General features: G+C 65.4%; 13 protein-coding genes. 5 read left to right on the top strand and 8 right to left on the bottom strand.

Annotation, left to right across the window (positions count from 1 at the left end):
• Window positions 1-13: 13 nt before the first annotated feature.
• From tkt to RSW2DRAFT_RS01740, 3 genes are read right to left on the bottom strand one after another with little or no spacing between them, the layout of a single operon-like run.
• Entirely contained in the window at window positions 14-1,972 is a 1,959-nt protein-coding gene (tkt, locus tag RSW2DRAFT_RS01750) for a transketolase (protein ID WP_008027435.1), read from the bottom strand.
• Window positions 1,973-1,983: 11 nt separating this feature from the next.
• Complete coding sequence (locus tag RSW2DRAFT_RS01745) at window positions 1,984-2,856, bottom strand: phosphoribulokinase (RefSeq protein WP_008027434.1); 873 nt, start codon at window positions 2,854-2,856, stop codon at window positions 1,984-1,986.
• 4 nt (window positions 2,857-2,860) lie between these two features.
• Window positions 2,861-3,820 carry a class 1 fructose-bisphosphatase gene (locus RSW2DRAFT_RS01740; protein WP_050786760.1) on the bottom strand — a complete coding sequence of 320 codons (960 nt, stop codon included), beginning with the start codon at window positions 3,818-3,820 and terminating at the stop codon, window positions 2,861-2,863.
• Between the two features lie 145 nt (window positions 3,821-3,965).
• On the opposite strand from RSW2DRAFT_RS01740, the gene cbbR reads away from it, so the two are divergent.
• A complete protein-coding gene (gene cbbR, locus RSW2DRAFT_RS01735) occupies window positions 3,966-4,889 on the top strand; it encodes a LysR family regulator CbbR (protein WP_008027428.1) in 924 nt (307 codons plus the stop codon).
• 3 nt (window positions 4,890-4,892) lie between these two features.
• Here cbbR and RSW2DRAFT_RS01730 read toward each other — a convergent pair whose 3' ends face one another.
• Window positions 4,893-5,216 carry a hypothetical protein gene (locus RSW2DRAFT_RS01730; protein ID WP_008027426.1) on the bottom strand — a complete coding sequence of 108 codons (324 nt, stop codon included), beginning with the start codon at window positions 5,214-5,216 and terminating at the stop codon, window positions 4,893-4,895.
• A gap of 88 nt (window positions 5,217-5,304) precedes the next feature.
• On the opposite strand from RSW2DRAFT_RS01730, the gene RSW2DRAFT_RS01725 reads away from it, so the two are divergent.
• On the top strand, window positions 5,305-5,820 hold the full coding sequence (locus RSW2DRAFT_RS01725) for an urease accessory protein UreE (protein ID WP_008027424.1): 516 nt from the start codon (window positions 5,305-5,307) through the stop codon (window positions 5,818-5,820).
• Here RSW2DRAFT_RS01725 and ilvD read toward each other — a convergent pair whose 3' ends face one another.
• The 4 genes from ilvD to RSW2DRAFT_RS01705 all read right to left on the bottom strand — a co-directional run bounded on the left by ilvD (window position 5,821) and on the right by RSW2DRAFT_RS01705 (window position 12,841).
• On the bottom strand, window positions 5,821-7,656 hold the full coding sequence (ilvD, locus tag RSW2DRAFT_RS01720; protein ID WP_008027422.1) for a dihydroxy-acid dehydratase: 1,836 nt from the start codon (window positions 7,654-7,656) through the stop codon (window positions 5,821-5,823).
• A gap of 106 nt (window positions 7,657-7,762) precedes the next feature.
• Entirely contained in the window at window positions 7,763-11,044 is a 3,282-nt protein-coding gene (locus RSW2DRAFT_RS01715; RefSeq protein WP_008027420.1) for an efflux RND transporter permease subunit, read from the bottom strand.
• 10 nt (window positions 11,045-11,054) lie between these two features.
• On the bottom strand, window positions 11,055-12,215 hold the full coding sequence (locus RSW2DRAFT_RS01710) for an efflux RND transporter periplasmic adaptor subunit (RefSeq protein WP_008027419.1): 1,161 nt from the start codon (window positions 12,213-12,215) through the stop codon (window positions 11,055-11,057).
• On the bottom strand, window positions 12,215-12,841 hold the full coding sequence (locus RSW2DRAFT_RS01705; RefSeq protein ID WP_008027417.1) for a TetR/AcrR family transcriptional regulator: 627 nt from the start codon (window positions 12,839-12,841) through the stop codon (window positions 12,215-12,217). The genes RSW2DRAFT_RS01710 and RSW2DRAFT_RS01705 overlap by 1 nt, the downstream gene beginning before the upstream one ends.
• A 177-nt stretch (window positions 12,842-13,018) precedes the next feature.
• On the opposite strand from RSW2DRAFT_RS01705, the gene RSW2DRAFT_RS01700 reads away from it, so the two are divergent.
• The 3 genes from RSW2DRAFT_RS01700 to RSW2DRAFT_RS01690 are packed head-to-tail and all read left to right on the top strand — an operon-like array spanning window position 13,019 to window position 17,470.
• Window positions 13,019-14,440 (top strand): hypothetical protein, encoded by a 1,422-nt coding sequence (locus RSW2DRAFT_RS01700; protein ID WP_008027414.1) that lies wholly within the window; start codon window positions 13,019-13,021, stop codon window positions 14,438-14,440.
• Complete coding sequence (locus tag RSW2DRAFT_RS01695; protein ID WP_008027413.1) at window positions 14,437-15,177, top strand: hypothetical protein; 741 nt, start codon at window positions 14,437-14,439, stop codon at window positions 15,175-15,177. Before RSW2DRAFT_RS01700 ends, RSW2DRAFT_RS01695 begins: the two co-directional genes overlap by 4 nt.
• Window positions 15,167-17,470, top strand: coding sequence for a sulfatase-like hydrolase/transferase (locus RSW2DRAFT_RS01690; RefSeq protein WP_008027411.1), 2,304 nt, complete (start codon window positions 15,167-15,169; stop codon window positions 17,468-17,470). Before RSW2DRAFT_RS01695 ends, RSW2DRAFT_RS01690 begins: the two co-directional genes overlap by 11 nt.
• Window positions 17,471-17,484 lie beyond the last annotated feature (14 nt).

The following is a 17,484-nucleotide window of genomic DNA, read 5'->3' as shown; positions in this document are numbered from 1 at the left end:
TCAATTACATCCCTCAGAGTCTTGCTTTGGCGGCAGCGACCACGGCCTCTGCCGTGATGCCGAAGTGTTTGTAAAGCTGCGGGGCCGGGGCCGAGGCGCCAAAGCCGGTCATGCCGATGAAACCATCGGTATGGCGCAGCAGGTTATCCCAGCCCTGACGGATCGCGGCCTCGACGCCGACGCGCGGGGCGTCGCCCAGAACCTGCGCCTGATAGGCGGCGGGTTGTGCGGCGAAGGTCTCGAAGCACGGGGCCGAAACCACCGCGGCGCGGATGCCATCGGCGGCCAGAGCATCGGCGGCAGCCAGGGCGATTTCAATCTCGGAACCGTTCGAGATCAGCGTCACCTGCCGGTTGGCCACATCGCGCAGCACATAGGCCCCCTTGGCGGTCAGGTTTTCGCCCGCCGCAGTGCGCACCAGCGGCAGGTTTTGCCGCGACAGCACCAACAGCGTCGGCGTGCAGGTCGAGGCCATCGCCATTTCCCAGGCTTCGGCGGTTTCCATCACGTCGCAGGGCCGGATGACGTTCAGGTTTGGAATGGCGCGCAAGCTGGCCAGATGTTCCACCGGCTGGTGGGTCGGGCCGTCCTCGCCCAGACCAATCGAGTCATGGGTCATTACATAGGTCACCGGCACGCCCATCAGCGCCGCCAGACGGATCGACGGGCGGCAGTAGTCGGCAAAGGCCATGAAGGTGCCGCCATAGGTTTTGAACAAGCCGTGCAGCGCGATGCCGTTCATCGCCGCAGCCATGCCGTGCTCGCGGATGCCGTAGTGGATGTAGCTGCCGGAATAGTCGGCCTTGGTCACCGATTTCTGGCCCTTGGTGCGGGTCAGGTTCGACCCGGTCAGGTCGGCCGAGCCGCCGATCACGAAGGGCAGCGTGCCGTTCACCACGCCCAGCGCCATTTCGCTGGCCTTGCGGGTGGCTACCTTCGGCTTGTCAACCAACAGTTGCGCCTTGTAGGCGGCCATCGCCGGGGTCAGTGGCGCCGGATCGCAGGCCAGCGCCACGGCAAAGGCGTCGCGGTTGGGCGAGGTGGCCAGTCGCGCTTCCCAGGCCGCGTGCGCTGCGGCACCGCGGGCGGAAACCTTGTGCCAGGCGTCATAGACATCTTGCGGGATCACGAAGGGCGCATGCGGCCAGCCCAGGAATTCGCGGGCGGCGGCAATCTCGGCATCGCCCAGCGGCGCGCCATGCACATCGTGGCTACCTTGCTTGTTGGGCGCGCCAAAGCCGATGATGGTGCGGCAGGCGATCAGGCTGGGCCGCGGATCGACACGGGCGGCGGTGATGGCCGCGGCAATCTCTTCCGGGTTGTGGCCATCCACGGCCTGCACATGCCAACCGGAGGCTGCAAAACGCGCGGCCTGGTTGGTCGAAGTCGAAAGCTCGGTATCGCCGTCGATGGTGATCTTGTTGTCGTCCCACATCACGATCAGACGGCCAAGGCCAAGATGCCCCGCCATATCAATGGCTTCGTGGCTGATGCCTTCCATCAGGCAACCGTCACCGGCGATGACATAGGTGAAATGATCCACCAGATCGGGGAAGCGCGCCGCCCCCATCCGTTCGGCCAAAGCCATGCCCACCGAGGTGGCAATGCCCTGCCCCAGCGGGCCGGTGGTGACCTCGATGCCCTTGGCGTGGCCATATTCCGGGTGGCCGGCGGTGCGGCTGCCCAACTGGCGGAACGCCTTGATCTGGTCGATCCCCATGTCGCTGTAGCCCATCAGATGGTTCAGCGCATAGATCAGCATCGAGCCGTGGCCCGCCGACAGGATGAACCGGTCGCGGTTCATCCAGCGGTCCGCCGCCGGATCAACCGTCATGAAGCGGTTGAACAGCACGGTCGCCACGTCGGCCATACCCATCGGCATGCCGGGGTGGCCCGAGTTGGCGGCCTGCACCGCATCCATCGCCAGGGCGCGGATGGCATTGGCCATGGTCTTTTCGGTGACAGCAGTCATGGTATCCCCCCTCAGGCGCGTTTCGCTTCCCGCACCAACCGCTCGATCAGCGGGGTGAGGATCAATTGCATGGCCAGATCAAGCTTGTTGCCCGGAATGACGATCGAGTTGGCGCGGCTCATCCAGGACCCGTGGATCATGTTGGTCAGATACTGGAAGTCAATGCCGCGCGGGTTCTTGAAGCGAATGACCACCAGGCTTTCGTCGGCGGTGGGGATCCAGCGCGCCACGAACGGGTTCGAGGTATCGACCACCGGCACCCGTTGCACGTTGATGTCGGTTTCCGAAAACTGCGGCACGATGCAATGCACATAGGCGTGCATGCGGCGCAGGATCACGTCGGTAACGGCTTCGGTCGAATAGCCACGCTGTGCGCGGTCGCGGTGGATCTTCTGGATCCATTCCAGGTTGATCACCGGCACCACACCGATCTTCAGATCGGCGAGCTTGGCCAGGTTGACCTGATCATTCACCACAGACCCATGCAGGCCTTCGTAGAACAACAGGTCGGTGCCTTCTTCAAACGCGGTCCAGGGGGTAAACTCGCCCGGCGGCACGCCCAGTTTGGCAGATTCGATATCGTCATGCACATAGGTGCGGGTGCGGCCCTTGCCGGTATCGCCGTATTCGCGGAATACCCGCTCCAGCTCGTCCAACGCATTGGCCTCATAGCTGAAATGCGAGAAGGTGGCGTCGCCCTCGGCGGTGCGGCGGATCAGTTCGGCGCGCATCTCGACACGGTTGAAGCGGTGGAAGGCATCGCCTTCGATCGACACGGCCTTCACGCCTTCGCGGCGGAAAATCTGGTCGAAAGTGTGCTTGACCGTGGAAGTGCCCGCGCCCGAAGAGCCGGTGACGGAGATGATGGGGTGTTTCTTGCTCATGTTGTTAGCTCCGGAACAGGCCACGTTTGCCGAAAAGGGCGGATGTCTCAGTGTCGGGAAGGTCGTGATAGGCGGCGATGCGGGCAACTTTTTCGGCCGAACCGAAAATGAATGGCGTCCGGGCATGCAGATGCGTCGGTACATGCGGCAGGATCGGATCTTCGCCGTCGGTGGCGCCACCCCCCGCCTGGGTGATCACGAAGGCAATCGGCGCACATTCGTAAAGATAGCGCAGCCGCCCTTCCTTGTAGCCCTTGCGATCGTCACGCGGATACAGGAACACGCCGCCGCGGGTCAGGATGCGGTGGGTTTCCGCCACCAGGGATGCCACCCAGCGCATGTTGAAATTCTGCTCGCGCGGTCCTTCCGACCCGGCCACGCAATCGTCGATATAGGCGCGGATTGCTGCGGGCCAGTGGCGGTAGTTCGAAGCGTTGATGGCAAATTCGTTTGACCGCAGCGGCACTTGCGCGCGGCGTGTAACCAAGGTCCACGAGGCGGTGAGCGGGTCGAGCACCAGCTTCAGCACACCGTCGCCAAAGGTCACCACCAGCGCCACTTGCGGGCCGTAGATCACGTATCCACCGGCCAGCAGATCGGTGCCGGGCCGCAGAAAGCTGGCCTCGGGCGTGGCTTCGGCGGGGTAGATCGCGAAAATCGTGCCGATAGAGACGTTGGCGTTGATGTTGGAAGATCCGTCCAGCGGGTCGATGGCCAGCGCCAGCGTGCCCGCCGGGTTGACCTCGACCACGGTTTCCTGTTCTTCCGAGGCGTAAAAGCGCACCGGCGTATCGGCCAGCGCCAGCCGGAAGGCGTCGTCGGCAATCACGTCCAGCGCTTTCTGCGCGTCGCCGTCCGAGTTGACGCCCTCGGCCCCCGCAAGGTCTTCTTCGATGCCGCCACGGGCGATGCGCAGCGCGATCTGCGCTGCAACCTCGGACAGCCGCGCCATCACCGCCTGCATGTTTTCGGGGATACCCTCGGTCGGGAATGGCTTGGCTTCGAGTTGCACGATGTTTCCTTTCACACGCAGCTGCCGTGGCTGCTTCTTGCGCGTTTCGCCATTTTGTGAAATTTAATAGTTGTAAACTTTCATTCAGGAAAATTGAATGATCCGCCTCGATGCCGTTACCCTGAAACAGTTGCGGTCGCTGCGCGCCATCGCCGAGCACGGTTCCATGACGGCGGCTGCCAATGAACTGGGTCTGACGCCCCCGGCGATTCACAGCCAGATCAAGAACTTGGAGGCGGCTTTTGCCAAACCCCTGCTGTTTCGCAGTGCGGATTCCGCCGGGTCCGGTCTGACGCCACACGGACTTGTGGTGCTGGAGGCGGCACGGCGGATCGACGTCACTATGTCGCAATGCGCCGATCAGATGCTGTCTTTGTCGCAGGGCCACAGCGGTCGGGTGACGCTGGGCGTGGTGTCAACCGCCAAGTATTTCGCGCCAAAACTGGTGCGTTTGCTGAACGAAACCAGCCCCGACGTGAAAATCACCCTGCGGGTGAAAAATCGCGAGGGAATCATCGACGATCTGACGCGGCACAATGTCGATCTGGCGATCATGGGCCGTCCGCCCCGGGTGCCCGAGGTCATCGCGACGCCGCTGGGGCCGCATCCGCATGGCCTGGTGGCACGGCCGGGGCATCCGCTGGCCGGCAAGCCTTCGGTGACGGCGGCCGAGATTCTGTCGCAGACCTTCCTGGCGCGCGAACCGGGGTCGGGCACCCGCATCCTGATGACCCGCTATCTGGAACGGCTGGGCGAGGGAGATCAGCTGGATCTGATCGAGATGAACTCGAACGAGACCATCAAGCAGGCCGTGATTGCCGGGATGGGCATCACCTTCCTGTCGCTGCATACGGTGATGGAGGAATTGCGCTTTGGCACGCTGGTGCAGCTTGCAGGGCCGGGACTGCCGATCGAGCGGCACTGGTTTCTGGTGCATCCCACCGCCGCCGAGCTTGGACCCGCCGCCGAGCGCTTGCATGAAGAGATCGTGGCGCTGAACGGCAGCTATCTGCCGCGCTGAACCCTAATGCAGCGGCACCCCCGGCAACTCGCGGCGGATCGGCCAGCCGGGGCGTGGGGTGGGCGCAGGTGCCAGCGGTCGGCAGAACACCGTCTGCGTCACCCTTTCGCGCCAATACCGGGGATCGTCACGGATTTCCTGCGGCAACAACTTGGCGTCAAACACGCGGGCCCGCGTGGTTCCGACCTCAATCCGGCTCCAGCGACCAATCAACGCCTCGTCAGGGCTGTTAAGAAAAATCGTGCGCAGCACCGCCTCGCGCGCTTTCAGCCTGGAAATCTCGGCCCGGATTTCGGCAAGCTCGTCGGCGGGGCTCAACTTGTGCATCTGCGACCTCCTGGTTCGGTTTTCCTGCTTGCAGCCTGACGCAACAGGGTAAAAGAATCGCTAACGACTTACCCCGAAAGGACAGGCCATGACCAAGCTTCCCGTCGCGCGCAGCCTTCGCCATCAGGGCGACTGGGACGGCGCCTATGATCTGGTGGTGCTGGAGTATGACGACCGCCTGTTGCGCAAGAAGCGGCTGGAAACCGTGCATGAGGAAAGCTTTGTCGTCGATCTGCCAGAGATCGAGGCGGTGGGCGCAGGCGACGCCTTCCTGCTGGACGACGGGCGGCTGATCGAGGTGATCGCGGCAGAGGAAGACGTGCTGGTGCTGACCGGCGATCTGCCGCTGCTGACCTGGCATCTGGGGCGGCGGCAGGCGGCGGTGCAGATCGAGGCCGACCGGTTGCTGGTGCAGGCCGACAAGGTGCCCGAGGCGCTGATGCGCGATCTGGGCGCGCAGGTGACGGCGGCGCGCGAGCCGTTCACCCCGGATGTTCACCCCTCGACCGCCGCTGCCGAACACGGGCGCAGCCATCCGCGGGTGCATCACCACGGGGCGCATATCCACCCCGAGGACGATGACATCGAACCCGCCGCCGACTAGTTATTCCGGCACAAACCGCACCGCACCCTGCGCGGCACTGGTGGCCATCGAACCATAAGCCCGCAGCGCCGCGGTGATCTTGCGCTTGCGCGGATGCGCCGGTTTCCAGCCCGCCAGATCCTGCGCGGCCCGCCGCGTGGCAAGCTCGGCCTCCGGCACCGCCAGAGTGATGCTGCGATTCGGAATGTCGATCTCGATCCGGTCGCCGGTTTTCACCAGACCGATCAGGCCACCCGACGCCGCCTCGGGCGAGGCATGGCCGATGGAAAGCCCCGAGGTGCCGCCGGAAAACCGCCCGTCGGTGATCAGCGCGCAGGCCTTGCCCAGGCCTTTGGACTTCAGATAGCTGGTCGGATACAGCATTTCCTGCATCCCCGGCCCGCCCTTTGGCCCTTCGTAGCGGATCACCACCACGTCGCCCGCCTTGACCTTGTTGGTCAGAATGGCGCTGACGGCATCATCCTGGCTTTCGAACACCTGCGCCGGGCCGGCAAATTTCAGGATGCTGTCATCGACCCCCGCGGTCTTCACGATGCAGCCTTCGGGCGCCAGGTTGCCGGTCAGCACCGCCAGCCCGCCATCCTGCGAGAACGCCGAAGCGACCGAGCGGATCGCCCCGTTCTCGCGGTCCAGATCCAGCGCCTCCCAGCGGCGGTTCTGGCTGAAGGCGGTCTGCGTCGGCACCCCACCCGGGGCGGCCATGAAGAACTGCTGCACCTCGGCGCTGTTGGAACGCGAGATATCCCATTGGTCAATCGCCGCCCCGATGGACCGGCTGTGCACCGTCGGCACTTCGCGGTGCAGCAAGCCGCCGGCATCCAGTTGGCCCAGAATCGCCATGATGCCGCCGGCGCGATGCACGTCTTCCATATGCACATCGGCCTTGGCCGGCGCGACCTTGCACAGCACCGGCACCTTGCGCGACAGCGCGTCGATATCGGCCATGGTGAAATTCACCCCGCCCTCATGCGCAATCGCCAGAATGTGCAGCACGGTGTTGGACGATCCGCCCATGGCGATATCCAGCGTCATCGCATTGTCGAACGCCTCGCGCGTGGCGATGTTGCGCGGCAGGGCGGTCACATCGTCGGTCTCGTAATAGCGCCGGGCCAGATCGACGATCCGCCGCCCGGCCTCCAGGAACATCGCCTCGCGGTCGGCATGGGTCGCCAGCATCGAGCCGTTGCCGGGCAGCGAAAGCCCCAGGGCTTCGGTCAGGCAGTTCATCGAATTGGCGGTGAACATGCCCGAACAGGAACCGCAAGTCGGGCAAGAGGCCTTCTCGATGGCGTCCAGATCGGCGTCGCTGATCGAATCATCGGCCGCCGCCACCATGGCATCCACCAGGTCCAGCGCCTGCACCTTGCCGTTCAGCACGACTTTCCCGGCCTCCATCGGCCCGCCGGAAACGAAGATCGCCGGAATGTTCAGCCGCATCGCCGCCATCAGCATGCCGGGGGTGATCTTGTCGCAGTTGGAAATGCAGACCATCGCATCCGCGGTATGGGCGTTGACCATGTATTCCACCGAATCCGCGATCAACTCGCGCGAGGGCAGCGAATACAGCATGCCGTCATGGCCCATGGCAATGCCGTCATCCACCGCGATGGTGTTGAATTCCTTGGCAACCCCGCCCGCCTTCTCGATCTCGCGCGCGACCAGTTGGCCCAGGTCTTTCAGATGCACATGGCCCGGCACGAATTGGGTGAAGGAGTTGACCACGGCGATGATCGGCTTGCCGAAATCGCCGTCCTTCATGCCGGTGGCGCGCCACAGGCCACGGGCGCCGGCCATGTTGCGGCCATGGGTCGAGGTGCGGGAGCGGTATGCGGGCATGATCATCGTCCTCAGAATGGCGGTGTCGCTGAAATGTCAGCCGGGCGGGCAAAGTTCAAGCCTTTGCACCGCCCTGCCGGTCTTTAGCGCGAAAATCCGGCACTGGCTATTCGGCCACATGCAGCGTGGTGCCGGGTCTGCGCGGCGGATCGGCGGCCTCCAGCCCCTTCACCCGCTCGGCCAAGGCGGCAATCCCGGCCTCGCCCGCCGCGATCCTGGCGGCCAGAACCGCGGCCGCGGGCGCCTCGGCTTCGACCTCGCCCTTGCCGATCAGCCGCCCGAAGGCCCAGCCCAGCAGCCGCGAAAGATCGTCCATGATCAGATAGAACGACGGCACCACCACCAGGCTGAGAACGGTCGAGACGATAATCCCGCCGATCACCGCCGTGGCCATCGGTGCACGGAAAGACCCGCCCTCGCCCACGCCCAGCGCCGAAGGCAACATGCCCGCCGACATGGCAATCGAGGTCATCACGATGGGCCGCGCCCGTTTGTGCCCCGCCTCCAGCACCGCGGCAAAGCGGTCGAAACCCTGCCGCCGCGCCTCGATGGCATAGTCGATCAGCAGGATGGCGTTCTTGGTGACGATGCCCATCAGCATCAGGATGCCGATCAGCACCGGCATCGACACCGCCGACCCGGTCAGGATCAGTGCTGTGGCCACGCCGCCAATGGCCAGCGGCAGGGAAAACAGGATGGTGAACGGCTGGATCAGCGATTTGAACAGCAGGATCAGCACGGTCAGCACCAGCATCAGCCCCATGATCATCGCATTGCCGAAAGCGGTGACCAGTTCGGTCTGCACCTCGGCATCGCCTGATTCGGCAATGCGCACGGTCGGGGGCAGGGTCACGCTTTCGACGATTTCCTTGAAGCGGTCGGTGGCGGTGCCCAAGGCCACACCCACCGGCAGGTTGGCGCCAATGGTGGCGCGGCGCTCGCGGTTCAGCCGGTCCACCATGCTGGGGCCCTCGGCAATGGCGATATCGGCAATCGAGCCAAGCGGCACCGTGGAGCCGCTGGCCGTCGTGATCTTCAGCGCCGCCAGCCGCGACAGATCCTCGCGCGTGGCATCGTTCAGCCGCACCCGCACCGGGATCAGCCGGTTGTCGATGGACAGCTTGGCCAGCGCCGCATCGCCATCGCCCAGCGTCGCCACGCGCACCAGATCGGCAATCGCCCTTGTGGTGATGCCCAGCCGCGCCGCCTCGGCCGGGCGGGGGGTGATCTGCACTTCCGGTCGCGGCAAGGCGCCTTCCGAGGCCACCTCGGCCAGCAACGGGTCGCCCCGCAGCGCCGCTTCAAGCTGCGCCACGGCGGTATTCAGATCGGCCTCGTTGGTGGACAGCACCGAAAAGCTGATATCTCGCGCGCCCCGGTCGTTCAGCTTGAAGGCCCGCACATCCGGGATCACCGCCAGTCGTTCGAATATTTCCGCCTCGATCACCCGCTGCGGGTTGGTGCGGCCATGCACCGGCGCCTCGGGCAACAGGTTCAGCACCGGGATGCCCTGCGCGATATCACTCAGCCGATGGATCAGCGAATGGTCCAGCTTTTCCAGCACCACGGTCAGCGTGGCACGCCGCACGTCGCGGTCGCCGGTGGGCGAAGACCCGCCCAGCACGAACAGGTTCTCGATCCCGTCGATATCGCGGATGGTATCCACCATCGCCTGCGTGGTGCGGTCGGTCTCCTCCAGCGTCGAGCCGGGCGGCAGTTCGACCGATACCGAAATGCGGCTGACATCCTCGGGCGGCATGAAAGAGCCGGGGATTCGCAGCATGAAGAACACCGAAACCGCCAGCACGCCAATCGCCCCCAGCAGCGTGAGATAGCGCAGCCGCAGCGACACCCGCACGAAGCCCTGATAGGCCCGCATGATCCGGCCATCCTGATGCTCGTCGTCCTGCGCATCCTTGGCGCGCATGATGTAGGCGGCCATCAACGGCGTGATCAGCCGCGCCACCAGCAACGAGAACAGCACCGAAATGGCCACCGTCAGCCCGAACTGCCGGAAATACTGCCCTGGAATCCCCGGCATGAACGACACCGGCACGAACACCGCGACGATGGTGAAGGATGTGGCGATCACCGCCAGACCAATCTCGTCCGCCGCCTCGATCGCCGCGCGGAACGGCGTCTTGCCCATGCGGATATGCCTGGCGATGTTCTCGATCTCGACAATCGCATCATCGACCAGAATCCCCGTCGCCAGCGTCAGCGCCAAAAACGACACCAGGTTCAGCGAGAAACCCAACAGGTCCATCACCAGGAACGTCGGAATCACCGACAGCGGCAAGGCCACGGCGGCAATCGCCGTAGCGCGCCAGTTCTTCAGGAACGCCAGCACCACCAGAACCGCCAGCAAGGCCCCCTCGATCAGCGTGTTCAGCGCCGATTCGTAGTTGCCGCGGGTGTAGAACACCGTGTCATCGACCAGTTTCATGCTGACATCGGGATGCTTGGTGCGCAGGGTATCCAGCGTCGCATTCACCTGTTCCGAAACTGAAACCTCCGACGCCCCCTTGGCGCGGAACACCGAGAAGGTCACCACCTGCTCGCTGTTGAACTTCGAAAACGAGCGCAATTCCTCATAGGTATCGACCACCGAACCCAGATCGCCCAGCCGCACATGTTGCCCGGTGGGCAGGCTGATGGTGGTTTCCGACAGCCGCGCCACGGTTGCGGCGTCGCCCAGGGTGCGGATCGCCTGTTCGGCCACGCCAAGGCTGGCACGCCCGGCCCCCAGATCGGTGTTGGTGGCCCGCAATTGCGCGTTGACCGCCTGCGCGGTGATGCCAAAGCTGTTCAGCTTCACCGGGTCCAGTTCCACCCTGATCTCGCGTTCCGCACCGCCGAACCGGTCCACCCGGCCGATGCCGGGACGGCCCTGCAAGGCGCGGATGATGGTGTCGTCAACGAACCACGACAATTCCTCGATGGTCATGTTGGGGGCGGCGACGGCGAAGGTCATGATCGCCTGGCCTTCAACGTCGATCCGGCTGACGATCGGGCTTTCGATGTCGCCCGGCAGGTTGCCGCGGATCTGGTCAATGGCGTCCTTGACCTCTTGCACCGCCTTGTCGGTCGGCACTTCCATGCGGAATTCGACCGCCGTGGTCGAGACCCCGTCACTGACGGTCGAGATGATGTTCTTCACCCCGGAAATTCCCGCCACCGCGTCTTCGATCTCCTTGGTGATCTGGGTTTCCATCTCGGCGGGGGCGGCACCCGATTGCGCCACCGTCACCGCCACCAGCGGCACGTCGATGTTGGGAAACCGGGTGATCGGCAGCGCGTTGAAGGATTGCCAGCCCAGCACCAGCAGCATCAAAAACCCCAAAAGCGGGGCGACGGGGTTGCGGATGGCCCAGGCGGAAAAGTTCATGGCCACCCCCTCAGTTGGTCATCGGCGCGGGCACCGGGTTCACCCGGTCGCCATCGCGCACAAAGGCCGCAGCCTTGGTCACCACCAGATCGCCCGCCGCCAGACCCGAGACAATCTCCACCAACCCGGCGTCACGGATTCCGGTCACCACCGGCACCCGGCTGACCTGACCCTGTTGCACCCGCATCACCGTGGCCCCCTCGGCACTGGAGCCGACGGCCGTGACCGGCACCGCCAGCGCCTGACGTTCGGCCACCAGAATTTCCGCATCGACAAACATGCCGTCGCGCAACCGGTCGGGCGCGTCGATGCTGATGCGGGCGCGGCCAAGCCGGGTCACGGTGTCGATGCTGGGTTCCACCAGCCGCACCGTGCCGGTCAGCGGCTCGTCAGAGCCGACTGCCTGCATGGTGGCAGTCTGCCCGGGCACCAGCCGCAGCAGATCACGTTCGGCGATATCGGCGCGCAGTTCCAGCGCACCATCGCGGATCAGCACGAACATCGGCGAACCGGCGGCACTGGCCACCGACCCCACCTGTGCGTTGCGGGCAATCACTTCGCCCGCCACCGGTGCCACCACCTGCGTGCGCGAGCGTTGCAACTCCACATTATCCAGTTGCGCCTGCACCAGCGCAAGCTGCGCCCGCGCCGCCTCCAGCGACTGCGTGGCCACCGACACCCGCGCCGTGGCGGAAATCGCCGCCGCCTGCGCCTGATCGGCAGCGGCCTGCGAAGCCGACCCCTGTTCCTTCAGCTTGGCGGTGCGCACATTCACCCGCTGCGCCTCGTCGGCACTTGAGGTCGCCTCCAGCAGTTGCGCCTCGGCCTGCGCAATGGTGGCGCGGGCCGCGGCGAGGGAGGCCAGAAACTGGCTTTTCTGCAAATCCAGCGCGGTGCCCGACAGCACGGCCAGCACTTGCCCTGCCGCCACGGTATCGCCCACATCTGCCGCCAGCGTCTGGATCGGCTGGCCTTCAATCAGCGGCTGCACCTGCACCTGCTCCACCGGCCCCACCAGCCCCGAGGCCAGCACCCGGTCGCGTAACAGAGCACTGCCCACAGTCGAGACGGTGATAGCCGGCAGCACCGGCGCCGCGGGCGGGATTTCGGTCTGGGCGAAAACCGGCAAGGCAAGCAGGCTTAGAACAGCGGCAATCGGCAAACGCATCATCACAGGCTTTCTTCAAGGGCGGCCAGGGGCGCGCCGGTAATGTCATCCAGGATCCGGTCGATGATCCGCAGGGTAAGCGCCATCAGATCGGCGCGCGGATTGCAGGCGTCGGGGTGTTGCATGCTGGCGGCCTTGATCAGCATCACGATCATCGCCGCATGGGCACCGTGACGCTGCCGGGTGGTTTCGATGTTCAGCCCGGTTTCGCGGGCGAACACCGCCACCAGATTGTCACCAACTGCGGCTTCCATGCGGCAGACCAGGGTCAGAATCTCGGGTTTGCGCAGGGCGGCGGCGGTAATTTCGGCCCAGATCGGCCCGTCGTCCTTGCAGCCATCTTCACACAGCCGCGCCGCCAACCCCTCGCGCAGGCTTTGCATCGGGCGGGGCGCTTGCAGGATGGCGGCGAAATCCTGCTCCATCATTTCCAGGTCATGGGTGACCAGCGCCTCGACGATCGCGGCCTTCGACGGAAAATAGCGGTAGAAATTGCCGACGCTCATGCCCGCCGCCCGCGCCAGATCCTGCATCGAGGCGCCGTCAAAGCCCTTTTCGGCAAAGGTCTGGCGGATGCTGCCCAGGATACGGGCGCTGCGCAGATCGGCGCTGGCGGAGTGCATGTTCATGGTCGGTCTCGGGTTGTGGTGGGTGCGAATGAACGTTCATTCAGCGAAATAGGCGATATCGCCGCTGCGTCAAGAAAAAGTTTCCGCCTGGACGCGGGCGGCGCGGGTCTTGACCGACAACAGGCTTTGACCGCAGATAGGCGCGTGCCCCGCGGGCGCTGCCAGCAAGGATTGCCGATGCCGCTTCCTCCCAAGCCGATTGCCGAAACCGGCGTGCTGATCCGGGCGGAAAACGGCGATGTGGTGACCTGGGATGCCACCGGGCTGACGCTGCGGCTTTCCGATACCGTGCTGGCCGATCTGCGGGCGCGGCTGGCGTTGCAACCTGCCGAAGCGCCCGATGTGACCGCGGCGCTGGGCGATATCGACGCCTGGAACCTGCGCAGCGACGGCGGTTGGCTGCGTTTTACCGGCGTGCTGGAGCCGGGGCGTGGCCCGCGCGAATACCAGCGCGCGCAGGCAGGGGGCGACATCATCGCCGCTGCTCCGGGGCCCCTATATGCGCTGCTGGCCATTGGCGGTGCCCGCCGCGCCGGGTTCAACGATGGCCCGCCGGGGTTTTCGCACAATGTGCTGGCTCCGGGAGATGATGTGGGCAGCGTCGGGCTGGAGGGCACGGCGCAGGCGCAACCCACGGCAAGCTTGCAACGCCTGCCACATTGCAGCCGCGAGGCGTTGACCGCCGACACCCTGCTGGGCTGGCGGCAAGACGCGCTGCGCGGGATGCCGCTGTTCTTCGTGCGCGCCGAAACCGATGGCGCGGCCAGCATTACGGCTCTGGCCAGCGGTGTGGCTTATGGTAACTTTTTGACCGCGCTGGACAATCTGGTGGCAGCCGCCACAAGTTCGGGCAAGCGGCCCAAGGTGCTCGCGGTCGGCCTCGACTATGGGCTGGAGGATATCCATTCCCCCCCCGACGTTTTGGCCGAAGGACTGCGTTCGCTGATGCGGCAGATCGAGCGCGACATGGCGGCGCGCGACCTGCAACGCCCGATCTTTCTGGCCAATTTCGACAGCGGCACGCGCTGGCTCACCGCTCCTGCCGCCACGCTGGCGCATTGGCAGTTGGCATGGAGCCATGGCAACCACGCCTTCGCCTTTGCCGCCCCCGGCTACATGTTCGACCAAGACCGCTTTGGCCGCCCCAGCGAGGCCGCCCGCCTGCAGATGGCGGAAATGGATGCCCATGCCATCGTGGCGCTTTCGGCGCGCGAAAGCTGGGCCTGCCCGCTGTTCCTGCTGGCGGAAAGCGAAGGCCGCGAGGTTCGGGTGACAGCGCGGGCAATGGCCGATCTGGTGTTGGATGCCGCCGACCCTTTCGGCGCCGGGGTCGCCTGCGGGTTCAGCATCGCGGGCAGCACGGCACCGGTGCAGATCACCGCGGTGCGGCTGGCCAAGGATGACCCGCAATCCCTGATCCTGACCTGCGACCACGCGCCGGAAGGCGATGCGACGCTGCACTATGCCTATGGCGGCCCCGAAGGCCGGGCCAATTCCGGCAGTGTCAGAGACGCATGGGCGGCCCCCTCCAGGTCTGGCGGGCAGTTGCACCGCTGGGCCTATCCGGCAATCCTGCCGCTGCGCCGGGGTGAAACGTGAGCGGCGTGATCCTGTTTCCCGGCAGCCTGCCGCCCGGTGCGCTTGTGCGGGGTGACTTGCCCTCTCCGGCACCGGTCTGGTTGACGGCGCGCGCCGACAGTCTGGCGTTTTCGCCCATCCTGCCCGGTCGGGTGATCGAATGGCGGGCGCAGGGCGGCCCGGTGGCGCAGGCGGTAGCGGCCAACGAGCATGGCACGGTATTTGCGACCGGCGCGCTGCAATTCCAGGCCGAGGTCAACGGCGGGCTGGTGGTGCCTGACGCGATTGCCGACGCATCCTGCCTGACGCTTGGCCTGATCTTCCGCGCTGGAACGCCCGAGGCCCGCACTTTGCTGGCCTTGCAGCCGCTGCGTGCCGAAGGCTCGCTGTTTCTGGATGCCAAGGCCGAGGTGTTGCGGCTGGCGCAGAAAGGCGGCACCACGCAACTGCCGCTGACCGCCGAAGGGGCTGCGGATCAGGTGACGCTGGTGCTGCTGGCGCTGCAGGGCGGGCAGGTCTGGCTGGCGGCCAATGGCGGGGCGGCGGTGTCGGCGCAGTTCAGCCTTGAAACCGCAGGCCCCGCGCATCTGTTCCTGGGCTGTCGCGGCCCGCGCGCCGGGTTGCGCAACAAGCTGGGCACATTCGCCTTGTCGGATGTGCTGCTGTGGCCGGGGCAAAACCTGCTGGCCACACCCGGAAATGCGGCTCTAAACGGCGCAATCACGCTTTGGCAGCACAGGGCGCGCCATGGGCTTTGATCGCGCCAGCACGCAAGGCGGCAACATCTGCGTCATCTGGATTGATGACATGATCGACATCTTCACCTGGCGCCAGGCCTTCGGCGTCACGATCCAGACCCCGAACATCGACCGTCTGATGGCGCAGGGCACCCGTTTTGCCAACGCCTATGCCACGGTGCCGCTGTGCGCCCCCTGCCGGGCCGAGCTTGCCACCGGCCTGTCGCCGTTCCGCACCGGGCTGGTCGATCTGAACCGGTTCTGGCGCGACGTGCTGCCGCCGACCGCCAGTTGGGTCTATGACCTGCGCCGCGCCGGGTTTCGCACCTTCACCACCGGCAAGACCGACGCCAACTACAAACCGATGCCCACCGACTACAGCCGCGTGCTGTTTCACGAGGATGTCGAGGCGGTGGAAAAGGGCCGTCGCGGCGGTGTTAGAGACTACTTGGACAAAGGGCCGGGCATTTCCGGCGTCAATGCGCCGGATGATGACGGGTCTTGCGACCACACGTTCTACGATCATTCGGTGGCGCAGAATGCCATCGACTACCTGACCCGCGCCGACCCCGCGCGGCGGCATCTGATCCAGTTGGGCTTCAAGCATCCGCATTTCAACCTGACCTGCCCGGACCGGTTCTATCAACTCTATGACCCGGACGCGATCCGCTGGCCCGCCTGCGCCCACCCCGAGGATCAGTTCGGCCCGCAGCCCGGCATGGCGGTCTATGAAGCCGCCTATATCGCCAACGGCCAGTGGACGCCGGAAAAGGCTGGCGATGCAGGCTGGCGGCAGGTGGTGCGCGGCTATTTCGCCGCCTGTAGCCATGTGGACCATGAGATTGGCCGGTTCATGGACGCTCTGCGCGCCTCGCCCCTGGGCGAAAACACCACGGTGGTGCTGCTGTCGGACAACGGCTTCAACCTGGGCACCCACGACAGCTTTCACAAGATGAGCCAGTGGGACTCGGCGGCGCATGTGCCGCTGGGTATCTGGCATGCGGGCATGGAAGGCGGGCAGGTGGTGCAGATGCCGGTGTCGCTGCACAACGTGCCGAAAACCATCCTCGATCTGGCAGGCTTGCCGCCACGGCCCGACTGGGTTTCGGGCCAAAGCCTGCTGCCGCTGGTGAACCCGGATTTTGGGGACTATGACGGCACAAAATCGCCGCTTACCGCGGTGTTCGGCACGCTTTCGGTGCGCCCCTCGGTGCCGGGCCTGTCGCAGTTCCGCTACTTCCGCCACCCCAATGGCGAAGAGCATGTCTATGACGTGATCGCCGACCCGGGCGAGACCACCAATCTGGCGGGCGGGCCGCAAACCCCGGCGCTGCGGGATGAGCTGGTGCGGGCGGCGCTGGACCTTGGCCTTGATCTGCGCGGGATGGAACGCCCCGAGACTGGCATCAACGCCATGATGGCGATGGATGGCGCGGTGGTGCTGGCGGGCGGCAATGCCGACAACGACTATTGGGCTTATGGCGAGGCGGCGGAAAAGATCGTCGAAACCCCCGATGGCGGCCATGACACGCTGTGGTATCTGGCTGGACCCGATGGCTATACCCTGAGGGTTCCCGCGAATATCGAGGTGGTGCGGATGGGCACCGTGGTGGCACGGGCCGAGGCCGACCGGACGCAGGGCAAGGTGGTGCGCATCGTGGCGCATCCGGCGAGTGCGATCACCTTTGAATCCTCGGAACGGGTGTCTGTGCATGTCACCGGCAGCCACGGTGACGATGTGATGATCGGCCCGGTCTATGCCGGGGCAACCTTTGAAGGCGGCGCGGGGCATGACCTGCTGGTGGCACAATCGTCGCGGCGCAATGACCGGCATGGGTTTTACGGCGGCGCGGGCAACGATACGCTGCGCGGCGGAAATGGCCGCGACACGCTGGATGGTGGCGCGGGCGACGATGTGATCGTGGGCGGCGACGGTTTCAACAAGATTTACGGCGGCACCGGCAACGACCAGATTACCGATGGCGACCACAGTTCGGAGATTCACACCGGGCCGGGGCGCAACCGGGTGATCTCGGGCGAGGGGCGCGACCAGTTTCATGTCGGGCCGGGCGAGAATGTGATCACCGGCGGGCCGGGGGGGGTGTTTTATCACATCGCCTGGGGCGGGGTGTGCCGGATCACCGACTGGCGGGCGGGCGATGTGCTGGACCTTGCCGCATGGCCGGGGCAGCCCGAGATTTTGCGCGACGGCAAGGATGTGCTGATCCGGCTTGGGCTTTCGGTCGTGGTGATCGAGGGCTGTACGGATGCCGAGGCGGTGCGCCGCGATGTGACGCTGCCTGTCGCGGTCTGACGCTTTGCGACAGC

This window comes from Rhodobacter ferrooxidans (assembly GCF_000176015.1).
In the GTDB taxonomy this organism is placed as follows: Bacteria; Pseudomonadota; Alphaproteobacteria; order Rhodobacterales; family Rhodobacteraceae; genus Pseudorhodobacter_B; species Pseudorhodobacter_B ferrooxidans.
Note: the sequence above shows the minus strand (reverse complement) of the source record. Positions and strands in the feature narration are given on the sequence as shown.